The organism is Variovorax defluvii, assembly GCF_039541515.1.
In the GTDB taxonomy this organism is placed as follows: Bacteria; Pseudomonadota; Gammaproteobacteria; order Burkholderiales; family Burkholderiaceae_C; genus Variovorax; species Variovorax defluvii.
On the sequence record NZ_BAABGJ010000080.1, the window covers coordinates 260,257 to 279,290 of the forward strand.

The window sequence follows — 19,034 nt, forward strand, 5'->3', positions numbered from 1 at the left end:
AATGAGCGAATACCAGTACTACGAATTTGCAGCCATCGACCGCCCGCTCACAGCGGCCGAGATGGCGCAGTTGCGCAAGGTGTCCACGCGCGGCCACATCAGCGCTTCCAGCTTCGTCAACCACTACGAATGGGGCGGGCTGAAGGCCGATCCCACCGAATGGATGCGAGGCTATTTCGACGCCTTCGTCTACACGGCCAACTGGTGCAGCTGCCGGCTGTCCCGCGAACGCGCGCAGTCGGCCTCGCCGAGGCCGGACTGTGGTCTGGGTGACGCGTCATGCCGAACGACGGCCACGACGAACTCCTCGGTGGCGAGTTGACGATTCCTTAGTAACGTTGCCAACATAACCGCCGTTCCCGACTTGGATCGGGAGTCGAGGCCTACCCGGCGCGATCGCCGGCGTGCCGAGCACTCGTACTGAAAGGGACCGCCATGGGACACGCACAGATCAAGACCGTCACGAGCCGAGAGTTCGTGCACAACGTGAGCGCCGCCACGCGTGTGGCCAGCGAGGGCGGCACCGTCATCATCACCGACCGCGGCGAGCCGACCCTGGCGCTCATCCCGATCGCCGAGTACCGACGCCTGACGCACACCGACAAGAACCTGGTCGAGTTGCTGCGCATGCCCGAGGCCGACGCCTTCGACGTCGATTTCGAGCCGATCCGCATCCACCCGAAGGACATCGACGCTTGACCACAGGAATCTGATGCTGCTGCTCGACACCAACGTCGTCTCCGAAGTCCGCAGAGCACCTGCCATCCGAACGTGCAGGCCTGGATGGCGGCTCAGCGCACGGACACGCTGTACATCTCCTCCATCACCGTCCTGGAAATCCAACGCGGCATCAGCCAGGCTGCGCAGCGAGGCGATGAGATGCAGGCCAGCGTTTTCAACCGATGGCTGGAGGACATGGTGCTGCCTGCTTTCGCCGGCCGCGTCCTGCCGGTCGATCACAGGGTGGCCCGGCGGGCGGCGCAACTGCCGTGGGCCGACGCCAGGGACTATCGCGACCCTCTGATTGCGGCGACGGGATGGGTGCACGGCGCGACGGTCGTGACGCGCAACGTCAAGCACTTCGAGGCTTCCGGCGTGCGATTGGCGAACCCATGGGAACCCCTCCTCGCCCGAAGCAGCGGCGGCTGATCGAAGGTCACAACGATCCTGCGACGGCCGCTGCAAAACCCCCAGCCTCACGCAGCGCCCCAGCCGCTGCGCCCAGCAGATTGGCGTGATTGAGAAAGCCATGGTTCATGCCTGCGCATACGCGAAGCACTGAACGGCTCCCGGCTGCTGCCATGGCATGGTGCAGCCGCACCGAATCGTCCAACAGCAAGTCCAACTCGGCGGCCAGCAGATAAGCCGGCGGCAGGCCATGGAGCCGGCCGAGCAATGGGAACACGCGCGCGTCCGCACTCGCGGACGTTGGCAGGTAGGCATCGAGGTAGCGCCGCTGCGCAGCCACGCTGAGTCCGAATTGACCGCCACCATAGGCCGCGCAGGACCCGCTTTCGCGCAGCGGTGCGTAGACACCGTAGAAGAGCAGCAACGCCGCAATCCCCTCCCCCGCGCCTGCGTCGCGGCGGCGCATGGCCTCGGCCAGCACCAGGTTCGCGCCCGCGGAATCCCCGGCCAGCACCACACGTGGATGCCGTGCCAGCAGTTCATCCACCACCGCGCGTACGTCGTCGAGCGCAGCCGGAAAGGGATGCTCCGGCGCCAGCGAATAGTCGACCCCGCACACCGGCAAGGCCGAGGCGACTGCGAGATGACGCAACACCGTGTCGTGCGTGTCGTTCGATCCCACGCACCAGCCTCCGCCATGCAGATAGACGAGCGCGACGGCATCGGCCTCTGCCGGACCCGCGTGATACCAGCGCAGGCCGACCCACCGATCGGCCACCTGCAGTCCCGACGTTTCGATGCTCTGCATCGCAGGCTCGCCCGTCTGGCCCAGACGCCGCTCCTGCAGCAATTGCAGCCGCGCCTCCGGGAAGGGCAAGGCATAGCGATCGACCGGCCCGCGCGCCACGCGCTGCGCCTCGAGCAGTTGCGCCAGTTGCGGGTCCAGCACGCGCGGATAGGCGTAGGACGCGAAGGCTTCCGGCTCGAAGCCGGGACTGCTGTCGAACAAGCCCGGGGACGCCACGCCGCGGTCAATCGGCCCGGAAGGCCACGGCTTCGATCTCGAACAGCCACTCCGGCCGCGCCAGCTCGCGCGCGACGATCAGCGTCGAGGCCGGGCGCGCATCGCCCAGGAAACGCGCACGCACCGGGTTGACCAGCGCCAGGTGCTCGCGGTCGACCAGGAAGGTGCCGAGCTTCACCAGGTGCTGCACACCCATCCCGGATGCTTCCAGCAAGGCCAGCAGGTTCTGCCACGCGACGGTGGCCTGCGCTTCCACGCCTTCGGCCAGCGAGCCGTCGGCGCGCATGCCGATCTGGCCCGACACGTGCAGCCACTGCCCGGGCGCGGAGACGCGCACGGCTTGCGAATAGGGGCCGGCGGGCGCGGGGACGGTGGGTGGATTGATGGAATCGGTCAAAGGGCGCTCCCTATGCAGTGGATGCGGGCGTGCGCGTGATCGCCTCGAACACGCGCTGGAACAGGGAAAACTCCGGCCGCGCCAGGTCTTCCAGCACACTGAAATGCGTGCGCCCCGGCACGATCTGCAGCGTCGCCTTCGCGCCCTTGCGCTCGGCGGTTTCGACGAAGTCGCGGCTCTGGCCGATGAAGCCGTCCGTCTCCTTCTCGCCCACCGCGACGATGAACTCGCCGGTGTAGAAGCGCTCCATGGCCGAGGGGCTCAGGCGCAGCGCATCGTCCGGCGTCATGCGCACGTCGTGGTTGATGCTGGTGAGCAGCAGCGGCGCCAGCGAGAACACGCCGCTGACCGGCGCCACGCACATCAGCGGGTGCCCGCCAAGGCTCTGTGGCGGCACCGCGCTGACCATGGCCGCGAGATGCCCGCCGGCCGAATGGCCCGAGACGCCGACGCGGCGCGTGTCGAAGCCCAACTCGCCGGCCCGGCGATTGAGACAGGCCAGCGCATCGGCCGCCTGGTCGACGATGTCGGTGAGCTTGGCCACCGGTGCCAGTTCGTAGCCGACCATCGCCACCGCGATGCCGGCCTTCACGTAGTGCTCCGCGATGAAGCTGAAGACTCGGCGGTCGAGCGCACGCCAGAAGCCGCCGTGGATGAAGACCAGCAGCGGCGTGCCTTCCGCCGGCGCGGGCGGCGCGCCCGGCGGGCGCTGCGCCGGGAACCAGTCGATCGCACAGCGCTCCGCCTTGCCATACGGAAAGCACTGCCAACCGGAGGCCTCGGCGCGGAAGCGCTCGCTGCGCGCCTCGTAGTCCGCGTAGATGGCCGCGCGTTCGGGATGCCGCGCGCGCAGGCTGTAGTTGCGCTCGAGCACCTGCATCAGTTCGACGATGCCCTCGGTATCAAACTCCAAGATAGGCTTCCTTCACACGTGAATCGGCAACGAGCTCGGATGCCCGCCCCGACAGAACGAGGCGGCCGCTTTCCAGCACATGCCCGGTGCGCGCGTGCCGCAGCGTCACTTCGCTGTTCTGCTCGCAGACGAACACGGTCATGCCCTGGGCGGCCAACTCCGAAAGGGTCTGGAAGATCTGCCGCACGATCAGCGGCGCGAGCCCCATGGAGGGCTCGTCCAGCAGCAGCAGCTTCGGGTCCGACATCAGCGCGCGCCCGATGGCCAGCATCTGCTGCTCGCCGCCCGAGAGCGTGCCGGCGGGCTGCGCGAGGCGCTCCTCCAGCTTGGGGAACAGCGCCAGCACGAAGTCCAGGCGCGAACGGCAGCGCTGCGTATCGCGACGCATCAGGAACTGGAAGGCGCCCATCTCCAGATTCTCGGCCACCGTCAGCGGCGCGAACACCTTGCGCCCTTCGGGCACGAGCGCCAGGCCCAATCGCACGATGCGTTCCGCGCCGAGGCCGCCGATGTCCCGGCCCTCGTAGCGCACCGCGCCGCGCGTGGGCTTCATCAGGCCGCTGATCGTCTTCATCAGGGTGGACTTGCCGGCGCCATTGGCCCCGATGAGGGCGGTCAACTCGCCCCCCGGCACGTCCAGCGAGATGCCGTGCAGCACGTCGCCCTGGCCGTAGGAGGCATGCAGGTCGCGGATCTCAAGCATGGGCCGGCTCCTCGCCCAGGTAGGCGCCGATCACCTCGGGGTCGGCCGCGATCTCGCGCGGCGTGCCCTGCGCAAGGAAGCGGCCGCTGCGCAGCACCAGGATCTCGTCGCACAGGCCCATCACCATGCGCATGTTGTGCTCCACCAGGATGACGGTCACGCCGCGGGCGTTGATCTCGCGGATCATGCGCACCACCGGGGCCTGCTCGGCGGCCGGCACGCCGGCGATCGGCTCGTCGAGCATCAGGATCTTCGGGTCGGCGGCGAGTGCACGGGCGATTTCCAGCAACTTCGATTCGCCGAAGCTCAGGTCGCCGGCCGGCGAGAGCGCTCGGTCCTGCATACCCAGCAAGCCCAGTTGCGCGTAGGCCCGCTCCTCGATGGTCCGTTCTTCGCGCCGCACGCCGGGCAGGCCGAGCAGCGCACCGCAGAAGCCCGCCCGCGCCTTGGGATGGCAGCCGATCATCACGTTCTCGATCAGGCTGAGCTCGGGGAAGATCTGCAGGTTCTGGAAGGTGCGCGCGATACCCAGCCCCGCGCGCTGCCAGGGCTGCAGCGACTCGATGGGCCGGCCCTCCAGCCGGATCGAGCCGGCACTGAGCTTCTGGATGCCGGCGATGGCATTGAAGAGCGTGGTCTTGCCGGCGCCGTTGGGACCGATGATCCCCTTGATCTGCCCCTGGCGCACCGAGGTGCTCAGGCCGTCCACGGCGTGCAACCCGCCGAAGCTGATGCGCAGGTTCTCAACGTCCAGCAGTGCCATCGGTGGCCTCCATCGACGACGCGGGCAGCCGCCCCTCCTTGCTGCTGCGCACGGGCGCGGCAGGTGGGCGCGACCGCGACAGCAGGCGGGCCGCCAGCGCCGCGATGCCGCCCGGGATGTAGAGCAGCACCACGATCATGCAGGCGCCGAAGACCAGCAGTTCCAGGTCCTGGAAGCGGCGAAGCAGCTCCGGCACCACCGTGAGGATGGCGGCGCCGTACATCGGCCCCCAGTAAGAGCCGATGCCGCCCAGCGCCACCATCACCACCAGCAGCACCGAGGCGAAGAAGCCGAAGGTCTCGGGCGAGGCGAACAGGTTGAAGTGCGCGTACATCGCGCCCGCCAGGCCGGCCATGCCGGCCGAGAGGCTGAAGGCGACGACCTTGTAGCGGAAGGTGTCGACGCCCAGCGTGTTGGCACCGATCTCGCTGCCTTCGATGGCCCGTAGCGCGCGCCCCGGCACGCTGCACAGCAGGTTGAGGAGCAACCACATCACCGCCGCGCCCACGCCCCAGGCCAGGCCGTAGAAGCGCCCCGGCGTGTCGAGTTCGAAGCCGAACAGCGAATAGGGTGCGATGCCCGCCAGGCCGTTGGGCCCGCCGGTCAGCGGGACCAGTTCCACGAACAGCACCGACAGGATGCCGCTGAAGCCCAGCGTGCCCATCGACAGGTAAGGTCCCCGCAGGCGCAGCGTGGCCAGCCCGATCAGCGCCGCGACCGCCGCCACGCCCAGCGTGGCAGCCACGGTGCCGAGCCAGGGCGACACCCCCCAGCGTGTGTTCAGCACGCCGCTGACGTAGGCGCCCAGGCCGTAGAAGGCCGCATGCGCCAGCGAGACCTGGCCGGTCCAGCCCATGATCAGGTTGAGGCTGGCGATCAGCACCAGGTGGATGAAGAAATAGACGCCCAGGCTCAACAGGTAGTCGTTGGGCGCCACGAAGGGCCACACGAGCGTCAGTGCCCAGATGATCACCAGCGCGCGCCGGCTGCGACCGAGCCGGCCGCCCAGGGTCTGCGATGAAGCGGTGCTGCCCATGCTCAGACTTTCTCGACCTGGCCGCGCCCCAGCAGCCCGTTGGGCCACTTCACGAGCACCGCCAGCAGCACCACGAAAGCCACCGCATCCTTGAAATGCGAGGACAGCATGCCGCCGGCGAAGCTTTCGGCCAGCCCCAGCACCAGGCCGCCGACCATCGCGCCGGGCAGGCTGCCCAGGCCGCCCAGCATCGCGGCGCAGAAGGCCTTGAAGCCGAGGATGGTGCCGTGGTCGAACGAGGTCAGCGTGAGCGGCGTGACGATCACGCCGGCCACCGCGCCCACGCCAGCCGCCAGCGTGAAGGACAGCGCCATCGTCAGCCGCGGGCTGATGCCCACCAGCGCCGCGGCCTCCGGCTGGGCCGCGGCCGCGCGCATCGCCTTGCCCAGCGTGGTGCGGTTGAAGAAGAAGCCGGCGCCGGCCATCACCAGCGCGGCGATGCCGATGATCCACAGCGACTGCGACTCGAAGACCGCGCCGGCCAAGGAGATCGGCCCCTCGCCGGAGAAAGGCGGCAGCCCGGCCGGGTTCTTGCCCAGCAACAGCATCACCAGGCTCTTGGTGCAGATGGCGATCGCGATGGTGAGGATGGTGATCGACATGGCGCTGGGCCGCTTCAACTGCCGCACCACCAGCCGCTCGGACAGCCAGCCGAAGGCCATCGCGACCGCGGTGGCGACGAGAAAGGCCACCGGCAGCGGCACCTTGGCCGCGTAGAGGGTGGCGGCCACCATGCCGCCGAGCATCACCCACTCGCCTTGCGCGAAATTCAGCGCGCCGGTGCTCTTGAAGATGATGTTGAAACCCAGCGCCACCAGGGCATAGATGCTCCCGGTGCCCAGGCCCGAGAACAGCAGTTGTACGGAATCGCTCATCGCCGGCTTGCTCCCGCTGGTGCGTGATCGAAGTCAGACTTCGCCGAGCACCGGATGGCGCAGCACCGGCAGTGCCAGGCCCAGTTCGCCCAGCCGCGCGCGCGCACTCGACAGATAGTCGCGGAAGGCCTGCTGCTCACGCGCGGGCGTGGCGGCGCCCAGGCCGGCCTCGGCCACCAGCGTCGCCGCCGCCGACTCGGCGCTCGCGTCGATTTCGCTCGACAGGCTGGGGATGTGGTAGCCGGCGAAGGCGACCTCCTGCAGCCAGGCGGTGATCTGCGCGACCACGGAGGCCTGGAGGGCCGCATCCATCTGCGAAGCGCGCTCCTCCAGGTAGAGCCAGCCGAAGGCGGCATGGCGCTCCTTCGCGGCCAGCGCCTTCTGCAGGATCTGCGCAGCCACCGGCTCGCGCGCGTTGCCGGCGTAGAGGCGATAGAGCTCGAGTTCCAGTCCGTCCTCGACCGCGCAGTGCACCGCCACGTACGCATCCAGCGACTGCATCGCGTTGAGCGCGTCGCGGTAGAGCGTGCGGTTGAGCACCGGCTCCCAGGCCGGATCGGCCGGCCGCGCGAGATAGCCGCCCAACGCCTTCGCATAGCGATGGAAGCACTCCACGTGCCAGGCTTCTTCGGTGTTGCGCACGGTCAGGAAGTACTTGGGATCGGATTCGCGGTCGAGTTCCAGGCAGAAGCGGATCAGCAGCGCCGGCGTTTCCGCCAGTCCCGTGTACTCGACCCAGGCGCGCCGGCTCCACACCTGGCGCGCGGCCTCCACGACCGGCGGTGGCCAGGCCCCCGGGTCCAGTTCGCTCCAGGCGATGTCCTTCTGCGGAACCCAGTGCTGCTGCTTGCCGGCCTCGTAGAGTTCGCGGATCGAAAGAATCGAGCGCTGCAGGTCGAGCGGGAAGCGCCGCTCCACCATGATCGGCGTGGGAGCGTATGAAGAAGAAGTCTGCATCTCAGTTTTCCAAACGCTGTCGCGTCACGCGCGACACATGAAAACCCGCGGGCCGCGAAGCCGGCCCGTTGTGGAGCACCCGCGGAACCGGCTTTGCCGGGCCGCCGGGTGCGCCCCCGGTGAGGGGGTTGGCGGACCCCACGAAGTGGGGGAGCCTGGGGGAGAGCTCAGAACTCACCGTCGATCTTGGGGTGGCGGAACATCGGCAGGCGAATGCCCCAGGACTCTTCCATCTGCCGGCGAATGCGCTTGACCGAGGCCACGAAGACGGGCTTCTCCAGTTCCTCCACGGTGGCACCCAGGCCAGCTTCCCAGGTGATGCGGTCGGTCTCGATCTCGGCGCGCTTGGCCGCGTTCTCCGGCGCCAGCCAGGCGCTGTGGTAGCCGTTGAGCTCCACCTTCTCGATCATCAGGATGATGGCGTCCTGCACCGCCGAGACCTGCGCCTTCGACAGGTGCGGGATGCGGCTGTCCATGAAGGCCCAGCCGAAGGCGCAGTGCCGCACCTCGTCGCGCATGATGCTCTTGAGCACCTGCCTGGCCACCGGATGGGGCGTGATCTCGATCAGGTGGCGGAACACGTCGAAGGCGATCTCTTCGGCCGCGCAGACCAGCGCGGCGATCACGCCTTCGAGCGGCACCTGCGGGTCCAGCGCCATCTTGCGCACGCCGTGGGTGGCCACCGAGCCCTGGAACTCCGTCAGGTCCGGCTGCTGGATGTAGCCGCCCAGCCGCTCGGCCATGCGGAAGCACACCTCGGCATGGCGCGATTCCTCCTGTGTGCGGATGGTGAAGAACAGGCGCATGTCGGGCGCGCAGTTCTCCTGGCAAAAGCGGATCTGCAGCGCCGGCGACTCGGAGATCGCGCCGTACTCGCCCCAGGCGCGGCGGCTCCAGTACATGCGCGCGGCATGGCGCTGGGCCTCGGTGTACTGCGAGGGATCGAGCTGCGACCAGTCGATGTCGAAGGCCGGATTCCACTGGTTGCTGGTGGCCGAGTGGAACAGGTTGCGGATGCGCGGCACCGCGACGTCGAGCTCGAGCGGGAAGCGGTTCTCGGGCGCGTCGAGGATGGTGGGCGCGGTCAGGGTGGCGGCGGCGGTCATGGCGGTTCCTTCAGGAGCGGGCGGGTGCGTCACTGGTAGTCGGCCAGCCGGAAGCGGCCGTCCTCGTATTTCAGCAGCACCAGGTCCGACTTCGACAGGCCCGAATGCCGGGTCGGCGAAAAGTTGAAGGTGCCGCCCACGCCGTTGTAGGCGCGGATGCCGCGCAGCGCGTCGCGCACCTTTTCCTTGTCGTCCCCGCCCTTTTCGAGGGCCTGCCGGGCGAGGTAGATCGCGTCGTACGTCTGCGCCGCGAACTGGTTGGGACGGCGCTTGAAGCGCGCCTCGAAGTTCTTGTTGAGCGCCAGGATGCGCGGCTTGGCCGGGTCGCTGTCGGGCAGGTCCTCGCCGACCGGGAACTTCACGCTCACCAGCAGCACGTTCTTCGCGGCGTCGCCGGCCAGGTCCATGTAGCGCTTGTCGACGAAGCCGTAGCTGTGGATGAAGGGGATCTCGCCCAGGCCCAGCGTCTTGGCCTGCTTCATCGCCACCACGCCGGCCGGCGTGACGGTCCAGCAGACGATGGCCTGCACGCCGGCCGACTTCAGCTTGTTGAGCTGCGGCGCCATGTCGGTGTCGGTCGGATTGAAGGACTCGTACACCACCTCCAAGCCGCGCGCGGGCGCGACCTTCTTCCACTGCTCCACCGCGCTCTGGCCGAAGCCGGAGGAGTCGGCCAGCATGGCGATCTTCTTGATGTTCTTCTTGGCGAAATAGTCGGCCAGGCGCTCCATGACCTGGTCGTCATCGACGGTGGACTTGAAGGTCCACGGCCGCTCGGCCACCGGCGTGACGATCTGCATGCTGCCCTCGGTGGAGATGAAGGGCACGCCGGCCTTCTCGGTGAGCTGCAGCATGGCGATGGCCATGCCGCTCATGTTGCCGCCGCCCACGATCATCTCGACCTTGTCCTGCGTGAGCAGCCGGCGGGTGGCGCTCAGGCCCTTCTGGGTCTGACTCTCGGCGTCGTAGAAGAACCACTCGATCTTCTTCCCGTTCACGCCGCCCTTGGCGTTGATCTCGTCCAGCGCCAGCTCCATGCCCGCCTTCATGTCCTCGCCCAGGAAGGCGGCCGGCCCGGTCATGGAAAGCACGGAGCCCACCTTGTAGGTCTGCTGCGCCGCCGCGCAAAGCGCGGCACCGAGGAGGGCGAAGCCTGCAAGCACCTTCGTCGAACGGCGGAGAAATGAGCTGTTCATGGCAGTGAGAAGCGTGAGTTGAGAAAGGGAAGGATGGAATGAATGCCGACAGGAACGCCGCCGCCGGCGCGTCAGTCCGCGGCCTCCACGGTCATCTGGTGGCCGGTGCCCGCGGAGGCGGCGTTGAAGTCCGCGCCCGACAGTGCCACCGTGAAGCTGTGGCGCACCGACTTGCCCGGCGAGTAGGAACGCCCGGCCATCGCGGGCAGGCCGTCCTTGCCGAAGTAGACCAGCTCGCGGACCATCATCGCCGAGTTGGGCGGCACGCCGAGCAGGCGCCCCATCTCGGGCCCCGCGAGCGCGGCCTCCAGCCGGTTGTGGGCATGCGAGAGGACGACGCGGCGCGATAGCAGGTCGAGCAGGGAGTGCTGCAGCGCCTCCGGCCGCGTGATCGAGCCGCCGAAGTCGGGATGGATGTAGCGGTAGTCGTAGGAGATGGCGACGCCGCCGCTCTGCCGCTCGCGCTCGATGTGCAGCACCTTCTGGCCGGCACCCACGCCGAGATGGAACGCCATGTCTTCCGGGCAGGGCAGCAGCGCGAAGCGATGCAGGCGGAAGGACAGCGGCCGCCCGCGGCGTTCCCACTGGTGCTGGAAGTCCATCTGCGGGCCGAAGATCTCGTCGAACTTGTCGGTGTTGACGAAGGTGCCCTGCCCCTGTACGCGGCGCAGCAGCCCCTGCGCCACCAGTTCCTGGATGGCCTGGCGGACGGTGAAGCGGCTCACGCCGAACATCGCGCAGACTTCCTGGTCGGAATAGAAGCGCCCGTCGGGCAGCGACTCGGTCTGGATGATCGCCTGCAAGCGTCGCTTGACCTGCGCATAGAGCGGCAAGGCCGAATCCCGGTCGAGCGCAATGCCTTCCGCGGCCACCGGCGCCTCGGCACGCGCAGGCGGGGCGCTGGCGGCGGGTGCCGCGTCGCGGCCGGGAAGGCCGTGCGGACGTTTCGGAGCGTCGGTTGCCGTCATGGAATTGTGGGGTCCACCGTGCGAGTCATCAGCTTGTACGGATATCATGCTATGCGGCCAAGCGGCCTGTCAACACGCTTTTTCTTCCTCGCTTCTGAAGACGCTGTATGCCCATCGCCCTGCTCGACTTCCAAGCTGGCCCGGAGGCGGCGAGCCACATGAGCTTCGCGCAGCCCGCCTCGCTGGACGGCGCCGACCTGCTCATCTGGCGGCCGGCCGCGATTGCCGAGGTCTATGCCACCGAGAGCCGGCACGAGGGCCGGCCGGTGCTGGCGGTGCGCGACTCGCAACGGGCCTACCGCGACACGCGCTTCTGGCGCGAGGAGTTCCTGCAGTTCCTGGGGCGCGGCGGCACGCTGGCGCTGTTCGCGCCCGGATTCGGGCGGCTGGCCCTGCACACGGTGCAGGACATCGTGGGCTACGACATGCTCGAGGCGCTGCCCGGACACGCGGACCTGGGCCACGACGCGTGCGAAGCCACGGCCGTGCAATGCGAGGCCGGGCAGCCCTTCCGCGATTTCTTCGACGCCTTCGGCGCGCATTTCCAGGCCACCTCGGTGTTTTGCCCCCGCCACGCCCAGCCGATCGCCACCCTGGCGGGCACCGGGCGCGCCTGTGCGCTCTACCAGTACCACCATCCGGGCCGCATCCTGGTGCTGCCGGCGCTGCGCGAGGCGACGCCCGTGGACGCGATCGACGGCATGGTGGCCGCCCTGCAGGACATGAGCGCGCGCCTGCGCTTCGACGCGCGCGCTTCGTCCACCTACGCCTGGCGCGAGCCCCTCGTCCTGCCGCGCGAGGCGGCCCTGCGGCAGGAACTGGCCGAACTCGCCGCCCAGCGACGCGCGCTCCAGACCCGTGAAGCCGCCCTCGTCCGCGAGCTCGCGGGCATGGCGCTGCTGGGGCAATTGCAGCGCGGCGATGCGGTGGGCGTGATCGAGGCCGCGCTGCAGGTCTTTCACGCCCTGGGCGCCTCTGTGCAGCAGGGCGTGGGCGCGGCCCACACGCTCATGGTAGAACGGGACGGCCTGACCTGTGTGATGGTGGCCGTCGACGATGCCGAGGCTGCGCTGGACGAGGGACTGCCCGCTCATGTGCGGGCACAAGCCGCGGCCTGGAGCGCGGCGCTGCGCCGCGAGGTGACGCCGGTCGCGCTGTACATCGGCGGCAACCGGCGGGGCGCGCGCGAGACCGCCGACGAGCTGACGGCGCTGCGGCGCCGACATCCGGGCCTGGACTTCGTCAGTGGCGCGGAACTGCTCGCGGCCCACGAAACGGGCGACGCCGCACTCGCGCTGCCTGCGCTGCGGCGCGATGCGGGCGCCCGCCCGGCGTAGGGATCAAACCACGTTGGTGTAGCTCGCGTTCCCCAGCCCCGTGCCGATGGTGAGCACCGCCCAGTGCTTCACGTCCCGCATGAAGGGCAGCTCGCTGAGGCCCTGGACCACGGCATCGTTGTGCATCAGCGCGATGGTCGGCACGCCCATGATGGTGGGGAGCTGGCGGCGCAGCGCGGTGGGGAGGTGGAAGTGCTCGCTGGTCCAGTCGCCCGGCATGTTCTGCGCGCCGCGTGCGATCGAGCCGTCCTTGCGGATGAGCCCGGGGCAGCCGATGCCGACGAAGGGCGCGAGGCGGATGCCCATTTTCTTGCAGTGGCGCACCTGGTCTTCGAGCATCTCGGCCAGCCCGGTCACCAGCGCGCGCCGGTTGGGGCTGTCGTCCTTGTGGCGCCACTTCTTGCGCCGCAGCACCTTCGCCTTCGACAGGTCGGGCGCACGCTTGCGGCGCAGCTTGACGATGCCGCAGCGCACGTTGGTGCCGCCGATGTCCAGCGCGAGGATCGCGTCGTAGTGCTCCAGCAGCTCCGGCGGCGCGAGATGCACCCAGCCCAGCAGGCCGGCGTCGTCGGTGTCGTGGCAGATGCGGGCCAGCGGCACCCGCTCGCCCATCTCCTGCAGGATGGCCGCGGCCTGCAGCACGGCGCGCTCGCCGACATCGCTCTCGGGAAAGCCGCCGCCGATCACGATGCGTTCGACGCCCTTCCAGGACGGCTGCCGCATGAAGCCGCGGATGACCTGGGCCAGCCCCTCGGCGAATTCCTCCATGGCCGCATGCACGACGTCGGTGGCTTCCGAGGCGCGGCCGGACTTGAGCGCCGCATCCAGCGTGCCCTTGCCAAGATCCTTCGAATGCCGGTCGCCCAGCGGGTCCTTCTTGCCCTTGCGGCGATGGCGGCGGCGCCATTGCTCGAGCAGTTCGCGGAAGGCGGTCTGGCTGGCCTGGTCGCCCAGGAAGCCGCCCTCGTCCCGCAGTTGCAGGCTGTAGCCCTCCACCAGCACGGTGGGCAGTTCGCGCGCGCCGTGGACGTCGTGGGACGGGGCCGGCCCGTCCGGGTCGTCCTTCGTTTTTTTCTTCGATCGCTTGCGGTCGTCGGATGCCATGAAGTCCTTTGCGTGGCGGTCATCGAGGCACAGAGCATCCACAACTCGACGGGGTTGCCGAGTAGGCCGTTTCAGCCAATCAAAGCCGGCCCAGCGCCCGCTCCACGCCCTTGTTCGCCAGCCTGTCGGCGCGCTCGTTGCCCGGGTCGCCCGAGTGGCCCTTGACCCAGCGCCACTCGATCTGGTGGCCGCCCTGCGACACCAGCTTGTCGAGTTGCTGCCACAGCTCCACGTTCTTCACCGGCTGCTTGGTGGAGGTCAGCCAGCCCTTGGCCTTCCAGCCGCGGATCCATTCGGTGATGCCCATGCGCACGTACTGGCTGTCCAGGTACAGCACCACCTTGCACGGCCGCTTGAGCGCACCCAGACCCTCGATCACCGCCTTGAGCTCCATGCGGTTGTTGGTGGTGTTGAGCTCGCCTCCGAAAAGCTCCTTCTCGGTGGCGCCCGACTTGAGCCAGGCACCCCAGCCGCCCGGGCCGGGATTGCCCTTGCAGGCGCCGTCGGTGTAGATCTGCACTTCGGTCAAGACCCTCTTCCTTGTCGTTGTCGTGTTCGATGGTGATGATGGCCGCGATGCACCCTCCCGGCGATCGGCACCGGGGCGCTCGCACGCTGCGCCGCGCGCCGCCAGTCGGCATACAACAGGCGCATGCCGCGCACCCGCTTGACCGCGACCAGGAAATAGACCGCGCCGAAAATCGGCCACCAGCGCTCGCCCAGGCCGTCGAACCAGCGCAGGCGCTCCAGCCAGGCCTCGCTGCGCACCGCGGGGCGATAGATGCCGAAGTCGCCCGACTCCACCTCGAAGCTCAACAGACGCAGCCAGTCGCGCATGCGGCGGTAGCCGATGAAGTCGCCCGAATCGGGCAGGAACAGTTCGCCGAAGCCGAGCCGCTGGTAGAGGCGCGCGCGCCACTGCCGCATGCCCCAGAGGCTGGCCGGATTGAGCCCGCAGACGACCACGCGGCCTTCCGGCACCAGCACGCGCTCGACCTCGCGCAAGGTGGCGTGCGGGTCATGGCTGAGTTCGAGCGCGTGCGGCAGCACGACCAGGTCCAGGCTGTTGGCCGGAAAGGGCAGCGCGGTGAAATCGGTGACCAGCGCGCTGCCCGCGGTGCAGGCCGTGTCGTCGACGGCCAGCCAGCGGTGCGGCATGCGGTTGGTGCGCAGGCCCTCGATCTCGGGCAGGCCCAGCTGCAACGCGTGGTAGCCGAAGACATCGGCCACCGCCTGGTCGAAACGCGACTGCTCCCACTCCAGCAGGCAGCGGCCGGGAGGGGTCTGGAACCACTCGTGCAAACCTATAATTTGACCGCTCATGAAGCTCGTCCCACTGCCCGCTTTCGCCGACAACTACATCTGGATGCTGCAGGACGGTCGCAACGCGATCGTGGTGGACCCGGGAGAAGCCGCACCGGTCTTCGATGCGCTCGCACGTGGCGGCCTGCATTTGGCCGCGATTCTAGTCACGCACCACCATCCCGATCACACGGGTGGCGTCGCGGCGCTGCGCGAGGCCACGAATGCACAGGTCTTCGGCCCTGCGCGCGAGACCATCCCCGAGCCCCTCGTGCGCCTCGAACAGGGCGACCATGCCGAGGTGCTGGGCCTGCGCTTCGAGGTGATGGACGTGCCGGGCCACACGGCCGGCCACATCGCCTACTTCCTGCCGGCCGACGCGCACAACCTCGCTGCGGGTGCGCCGGCGCCGCTGGTCTTCTGCGGCGACACGCTGTTTTCCGGCGGCTGCGGGCGGCTCTTCGAGGGAACGGCCGCACAGATGCTGGCCTCGCTCGACGCACTGGCAGCGCTGCCCGGCGACACCCGCGTGTGCTGCGCCCACGAGTACACACTTTCTAACCTGCGTTTTGCACAAGCCGTGGAACCCGGCAATGCCGATCTGGCTCAGTACACGGCGCGATGCGAGGCATTGCGTGCCCGCGGCGAGCCGACGCTGCCTTCGCAGCTGAGCACCGAGCGCCTTGTCAACCCCTTTCTTCGCAGCCGCGAAGCCGCTGTCCTGCAAGCGGTCCGCCGCCACGCCGGCCTTTCGCCCCAAAGCGGGCAGCCCGACGTGTTCGCCGCCCTGCGCCAATGGAAAAACGACTTTCGATGAAATTCATACTCGCTGCCTGCCTTGCCGGCTCGCTGCTGCTCGCGGGCTGCGCGAGCACCACCGGTCCGGGTTCTTCCACCTCCACCTCCTCATCCGGCGCACCCGCCGCACCGGCAGACACCGCCGCCCCGGTCTACCCCAACGGCCCCCTGACCCCGATCACCTCCGGCGCGACACGCTCGCGCTCCGTGGCGACGCTGGCAGCGCCCACCGACATGTGGGACCGCATCCGCCGCGGCTTCAAGATGCCCGACCTCGACACCGAGCTCGTGCGTGACCGCGAGCAGTGGTATGCGAGCCGGCCCGACTACATGCAGCGCATGACCGAACGCTCGAGCCGCTACATCTTCCACATCGTCGAGGAACTCGAGCGCCGCGACATGCCCACCGAGCTCGCGCTCCTGCCCTACATCGAAAGCGCCTTCAATCCGCAGGCGGTGTCCAGTGCCAAGGCCGCCGGCATGTGGCAGTTCATGCCCGCCACCGGGACCGACTTCGACCTCAAGCAGAACGTCTTCCGCGACGACCGGCGCGACGTCATCGCCTCCACCCGCGCGGCGCTCGACTACCTGCAGAAGCTCTACAACATGTTCGGCGACTGGCACCTGGCCCTGGCCGCCTACAACTGGGGCGAAGGCAGCGTGAGCCGTGCCATTGCGAAGAACCAGCGCGCCGGCCTGCCCACCGGCTACACCGACCTCAACATGCCGGCCGAGACGCGCTACTACGTGCCCAAGCTGCAGGCGGTGAAGAACATCGTCGCCAATCCGCAGCGCTTCAACACCGACCTGCCCCTGATCGCCAACCACCCCTACTTCCAGACCGTGTCGCTGACCCGCGACCTGGACGTCGCGCTGGCCGCCAAGCTGGCCGACGTGCGCATCGAGGACTTCCGCGCCCTCAACCCCGCCGCCCACAAGCCGGTGCTGCTGGCCGCCGGCACGCCCGAGATCCTGCTGCCCTGGGACAACGCGGCCGTGTTCCAGCGCAATTTCGACGCCTACAGCCAGGGGCAGTACGCGAGCTGGACGGCCTGGACGGTGCCCACCACCATGACGGCGGCCGACGCAGCTCAGCGCTCCGGCATGAGCGAGGCCGACCTTCGCGCCATCAACAACGTGCCGCCGCGCATGATGATCAAGGCCGGTTCCACGCTCATCGTGCCGCGCGGCGCTCGCGTGCAGGAAGACGTGCAGGCCGCGGTCGCCGACACGGGCCACCTGAGCTTCCAGCCGGAAATCGTCACCCGTCGCACCACGGTCAGGGCCGGCCGCAACGACAGCGTGGCCAGCATCGCGCGCCGCTACAGGCTCAGCGCCGCCAGTGTCGCCGACTGGAACGACGTGAAGAGCAGCCATGTCTTCAAGCGCGGTCACGCCGTGGTGGTCTACCTGCCCGTGCGGGCCGCCGCGGCCGAGCGCGTGGGGCGTGGCACGCGCGGCCGCGACAGCACGGTGGTGGTGACCGGCAAGCGCGGCGGCGGGGTGGTCAAGACCAGCACCGGTCGCGAGGCGTCTTCGGCCCGGCCCCGTGCCTCGTCGAAGATCGTGCGCGAGAAGCGAGGCGGCACGCCATCGAAGAAAAAGCGCTAGCCGCTCAGGGCGGTACGGCTGCCTCCTCCGAGGCGGCCCGGAGCTTCAGATCTTCTCGGTCTCGCCGCTCTTCGGCTGCCACTTCATCAGCCGCCGCTCGATCAGCCCGACCAGGCCGTCGAGCGCGAGCGCGAAGGCGGTGAGCACTGCGATGCCGGCGAACACGGTATTGACGTCGAAGGTGCCTTCGGCCTGCAGGATCAGGTAGCCCACGCCGCGCGCGGAGCCGAGGTATTCGCCCACCACGGCACCGACGAAGGCCAGGCCCACCGAGGTGTGCAGGCTGGAGAAGACCCAGCTGGTCGCACTCGGCAGGTACACGGTGCGCAGAAGCTGCCGCCGGCTGGCGCCGAGCATGCGCGCATTGGCCAGCACCACCGGGCTGACCTCGCGCACGCCCTGGTAGACGTTGAAGAACACGATGAAGAACACCAGCGTCACCGCCAGCGCCACCTTGCTCCAGATGCCCAGCCCGAACCACAGCGCGAAGATGGGCGCCAGGATGACCCGCGGCATGGAGTTCGCGGCCTTGATGTAGGGGTCGAGGATGAGGCTGGCGGTCGGCGCCAGCGCCAGCCAGAGCCCGCAGGCCAGGCCCAGCAGCGTGCCGATGCCGAAGGCCAGCACGGTCTCCAGCAGCGTGACGCCCAGGTGCCGGTAGATGTCGGCGTTGCCCGGCAGGCCCTCGGGAAAGAGCGCGTTCGGCGCCAGCGCGACGGGCAGGAACCAGCTCCAGATCCGGCCCGCCACCTTGATCGGCTCGCCCAGGAAGAAGGCGATCTGCGTGTCGCGCGAAGCCAGGTGCCACGACAGCAGCAGCACGATCAGCAGCAGCACCTGCCACGCACGCGCGTTGCCTTCGTGCGGCCACAGCTTCATCAGGCGGCCTTTTTCAGTTGCTGGGCGTAGCCCTTGAGCACCTCGTCGCGCAGCACGCCCCAGATCTGCGCGTGCAAGTCGACGAAACGCGGATGCGTGCGCACCTCCGCCACGTCGCGCGGACGGGCCAGGTCGATCACGAACTCGCCGATCGGGTGGGTGGCCGGGCCGGCGGAGAGCACCACCACACGGTCGCTCATGGCGATCGCCTCGTCGAGGTCGTGCGTGATGAAGAGCACCGCCTTCTGTCCCTGTTGCCCCCCGGGCGCTTCGCGCCCACCCCCCGAGGGGCTGAGCCCCGGCCTCGGCGCGGCCCGGCGCCCGGCGCCCGGCGCAGCCCACAGCTCGAGCACCTCGTTCTCCATCAGCTGCCGCGTCTGGACGTCGAGCGCGCTGAAGGGCTCGTCCATGAGGATGATGTCCGGGTCCAGCGCCAGCACCTGGGCCAGTGCCGTGCGCTTGCGCATGCCGCCGGACAGCTGGTGCGGATAGCGGTCGCCGAAACCGGCCAGGCCCACGCGTGTGAGCCATTGCTCGGCCTGCGCCCTCGCCTCCCGCTCGGGCACGCCGCGGTACTGCAGACCCAGCATCACGTTGGCGAGCGCACTGCGCCAGGGCATCAGGGCGTCGGACTGGAACATGTAGCCCGCGCGGGTGTTGATGCCCGAAAGCGGCTGGCCGAAGACCTTCACCGCGCCCGAGGTCGGTTCGAGCAGGCCGGCCGCCACGTTGAGCAGCGTCGACTTGCCGCAGCCGGTGGGCCCGACCACCGAGACGAACTCGCCCGCCCGTACGCGCAGCGAGGTGCCCGCCACCGCGGTGTAGCGCTGCCCGGGTGCATCCTTGGCCCGGAAGGTGCAGCTGATGTCAATCAGTTCGAGCGCATCGTCGGACATATCGGCCAGGAGCAGGATGAAAAAAACCCGGCAGAGCCGGG

At 68.9% G+C, this 19,034-nt stretch carries 22 protein-coding genes; 6 read left to right on the top strand and 16 right to left on the bottom strand.

Translation table 11 applies throughout. The annotated features are described in order from the left end of the window. Position 1 precedes the first annotated feature (1 nt). From ABEA07_RS24080 to ABEA07_RS24090, 3 genes are all read left to right on the top strand, one after another. The gene (locus ABEA07_RS24080; RefSeq protein ID WP_345541043.1) at positions 2-322 is read left to right on the top strand and encodes a hypothetical protein; all 321 of its coding nucleotides are present in this window, start codon (positions 2-4) and stop codon (positions 320-322) included. Between the two features lie 113 nt (positions 323-435). Next, a complete protein-coding gene (locus tag ABEA07_RS24085; RefSeq protein ID WP_345541045.1) occupies positions 436-699 on the top strand; it encodes a type II toxin-antitoxin system prevent-host-death family antitoxin in 264 nt (87 codons plus the stop codon). 84 nt (positions 700-783) lie between these two features. Beyond that, positions 784-1,149 carry a type II toxin-antitoxin system VapC family toxin gene (locus ABEA07_RS24090; protein ID WP_345541046.1) on the top strand — a complete coding sequence of 122 codons (366 nt, stop codon included), beginning with the start codon at positions 784-786 and terminating at the stop codon, positions 1,147-1,149. 7 nt (positions 1,150-1,156) lie between these two features. Here the strand turns inward: ABEA07_RS24090 and ABEA07_RS24095 are convergent, their stop codons facing one another. The 11 genes from ABEA07_RS24095 to ABEA07_RS24145 form a co-directional block, all read right to left on the bottom strand. Continuing rightward, the gene (locus ABEA07_RS24095) at positions 1,157-2,137 is read right to left on the bottom strand and encodes an alpha/beta hydrolase fold domain-containing protein (protein WP_345541047.1); all 981 of its coding nucleotides are present in this window, start codon (positions 2,135-2,137) and stop codon (positions 1,157-1,159) included. Between the two features lie 22 nt (positions 2,138-2,159). Further along, positions 2,160-2,549, bottom strand: a complete 390-nt coding sequence (locus tag ABEA07_RS24100) for a RidA family protein (protein ID WP_345541048.1) — start codon at positions 2,547-2,549, stop codon at positions 2,160-2,162. A gap of 10 nt (positions 2,550-2,559) precedes the next feature. Beyond that, positions 2,560-3,462, bottom strand: a complete 903-nt coding sequence (locus ABEA07_RS24105; protein WP_345541050.1) for an alpha/beta hydrolase — start codon at positions 3,460-3,462, stop codon at positions 2,560-2,562. Next, positions 3,452-4,165, bottom strand: coding sequence for an ABC transporter ATP-binding protein (locus ABEA07_RS24110; protein WP_345541051.1), 714 nt, complete (start codon positions 4,163-4,165; stop codon positions 3,452-3,454). Before ABEA07_RS24110 ends, ABEA07_RS24105 begins: the two co-directional genes overlap by 11 nt. Then, on the bottom strand, positions 4,158-4,928 hold the full coding sequence (locus tag ABEA07_RS24115; protein WP_345541052.1) for an ABC transporter ATP-binding protein: 771 nt from the start codon (positions 4,926-4,928) through the stop codon (positions 4,158-4,160). Before ABEA07_RS24115 ends, ABEA07_RS24110 begins: the two co-directional genes overlap by 8 nt. After that, positions 4,909-5,964, bottom strand: coding sequence for a branched-chain amino acid ABC transporter permease (locus tag ABEA07_RS24120; RefSeq protein ID WP_345541053.1), 1,056 nt, complete (start codon positions 5,962-5,964; stop codon positions 4,909-4,911). Before ABEA07_RS24120 ends, ABEA07_RS24115 begins: the two co-directional genes overlap by 20 nt. Before the next feature lie 2 nt (positions 5,965-5,966). Then, on the bottom strand, positions 5,967-6,839 hold the full coding sequence (locus tag ABEA07_RS24125) for a branched-chain amino acid ABC transporter permease (protein ID WP_345541054.1): 873 nt from the start codon (positions 6,837-6,839) through the stop codon (positions 5,967-5,969). 33 nt (positions 6,840-6,872) lie between these two features. Beyond that, on the bottom strand, positions 6,873-7,796 hold the full coding sequence (locus tag ABEA07_RS24130) for a hypothetical protein (protein WP_345541056.1): 924 nt from the start codon (positions 7,794-7,796) through the stop codon (positions 6,873-6,875). A gap of 167 nt (positions 7,797-7,963) precedes the next feature. Beyond that, a complete protein-coding gene (locus ABEA07_RS24135; protein ID WP_345541057.1) occupies positions 7,964-8,902 on the bottom strand; it encodes a ferritin-like domain-containing protein in 939 nt (312 codons plus the stop codon). A gap of 29 nt (positions 8,903-8,931) precedes the next feature. Next, the gene (locus tag ABEA07_RS24140) at positions 8,932-10,098 is read right to left on the bottom strand and encodes an ABC transporter substrate-binding protein (RefSeq protein ID WP_345541059.1); all 1,167 of its coding nucleotides are present in this window, start codon (positions 10,096-10,098) and stop codon (positions 8,932-8,934) included. A 71-nt stretch (positions 10,099-10,169) separates the two neighbouring features. Continuing rightward, entirely contained in the window at positions 10,170-11,066 is an 897-nt protein-coding gene (locus tag ABEA07_RS24145) for a GntR family transcriptional regulator (RefSeq protein ID WP_345541060.1), read from the bottom strand. A 107-nt stretch (positions 11,067-11,173) separates the two neighbouring features. Here ABEA07_RS24145 and ABEA07_RS24150 point away from each other — a divergent pair, with 107 nt between their 5' ends. Continuing rightward, the gene (locus ABEA07_RS24150) at positions 11,174-12,403 is read left to right on the top strand and encodes a hypothetical protein (protein ID WP_345541061.1); all 1,230 of its coding nucleotides are present in this window, start codon (positions 11,174-11,176) and stop codon (positions 12,401-12,403) included. Positions 12,404-12,406: 3 nt separating this feature from the next. Here the strand turns inward: ABEA07_RS24150 and ABEA07_RS24155 are convergent, their stop codons facing one another. The 3 genes from ABEA07_RS24155 to ABEA07_RS24165 form a co-directional block, all read right to left on the bottom strand. Further along, positions 12,407-13,507: an ROK family protein gene (locus ABEA07_RS24155; RefSeq protein WP_345541062.1), complete on the bottom strand. Its 1,101-nt coding sequence runs from the start codon at positions 13,505-13,507 to the stop codon at positions 12,407-12,409. Between the two features lie 79 nt (positions 13,508-13,586). Further along, entirely contained in the window at positions 13,587-14,036 is a 450-nt protein-coding gene (gene rnhA, locus ABEA07_RS24160) for a ribonuclease HI (RefSeq protein WP_345541064.1), read from the bottom strand. After that, complete coding sequence (locus ABEA07_RS24165; RefSeq protein WP_345541409.1) at positions 14,033-14,809, bottom strand: class I SAM-dependent methyltransferase; 777 nt, start codon at positions 14,807-14,809, stop codon at positions 14,033-14,035. The genes rnhA and ABEA07_RS24165 overlap by 4 nt, the downstream gene beginning before the upstream one ends. A 19-nt stretch (positions 14,810-14,828) precedes the next feature. On the opposite strand from ABEA07_RS24165, the gene gloB reads away from it, so the two are divergent. Both gloB and ABEA07_RS24175 read left to right on the top strand, forming a co-directional pair. Beyond that, positions 14,829-15,626 carry a hydroxyacylglutathione hydrolase gene (gene gloB, locus ABEA07_RS24170; RefSeq protein WP_345541066.1) on the top strand — a complete coding sequence of 266 codons (798 nt, stop codon included), beginning with the start codon at positions 14,829-14,831 and terminating at the stop codon, positions 15,624-15,626. Beyond that, positions 15,623-17,218 (top strand): transglycosylase SLT domain-containing protein, encoded by a 1,596-nt coding sequence (locus ABEA07_RS24175; RefSeq protein ID WP_345541068.1) that lies wholly within the window; start codon positions 15,623-15,625, stop codon positions 17,216-17,218. The genes gloB and ABEA07_RS24175 overlap by 4 nt, the downstream gene beginning before the upstream one ends. Before the next feature lie 45 nt (positions 17,219-17,263). Here ABEA07_RS24175 and ABEA07_RS24180 read toward each other — a convergent pair whose 3' ends face one another. After that, positions 17,264-18,097 carry an ABC transporter permease gene (locus tag ABEA07_RS24180; protein ID WP_345541070.1) on the bottom strand — a complete coding sequence of 278 codons (834 nt, stop codon included), beginning with the start codon at positions 18,095-18,097 and terminating at the stop codon, positions 17,264-17,266. Further along, positions 18,097-18,993, bottom strand: a complete 897-nt coding sequence (locus ABEA07_RS24185) for an ABC transporter ATP-binding protein (RefSeq protein ID WP_345541410.1) — start codon at positions 18,991-18,993, stop codon at positions 18,097-18,099. The genes ABEA07_RS24180 and ABEA07_RS24185 overlap by 1 nt, the downstream gene beginning before the upstream one ends. Positions 18,994-19,034 lie beyond the last annotated feature (41 nt).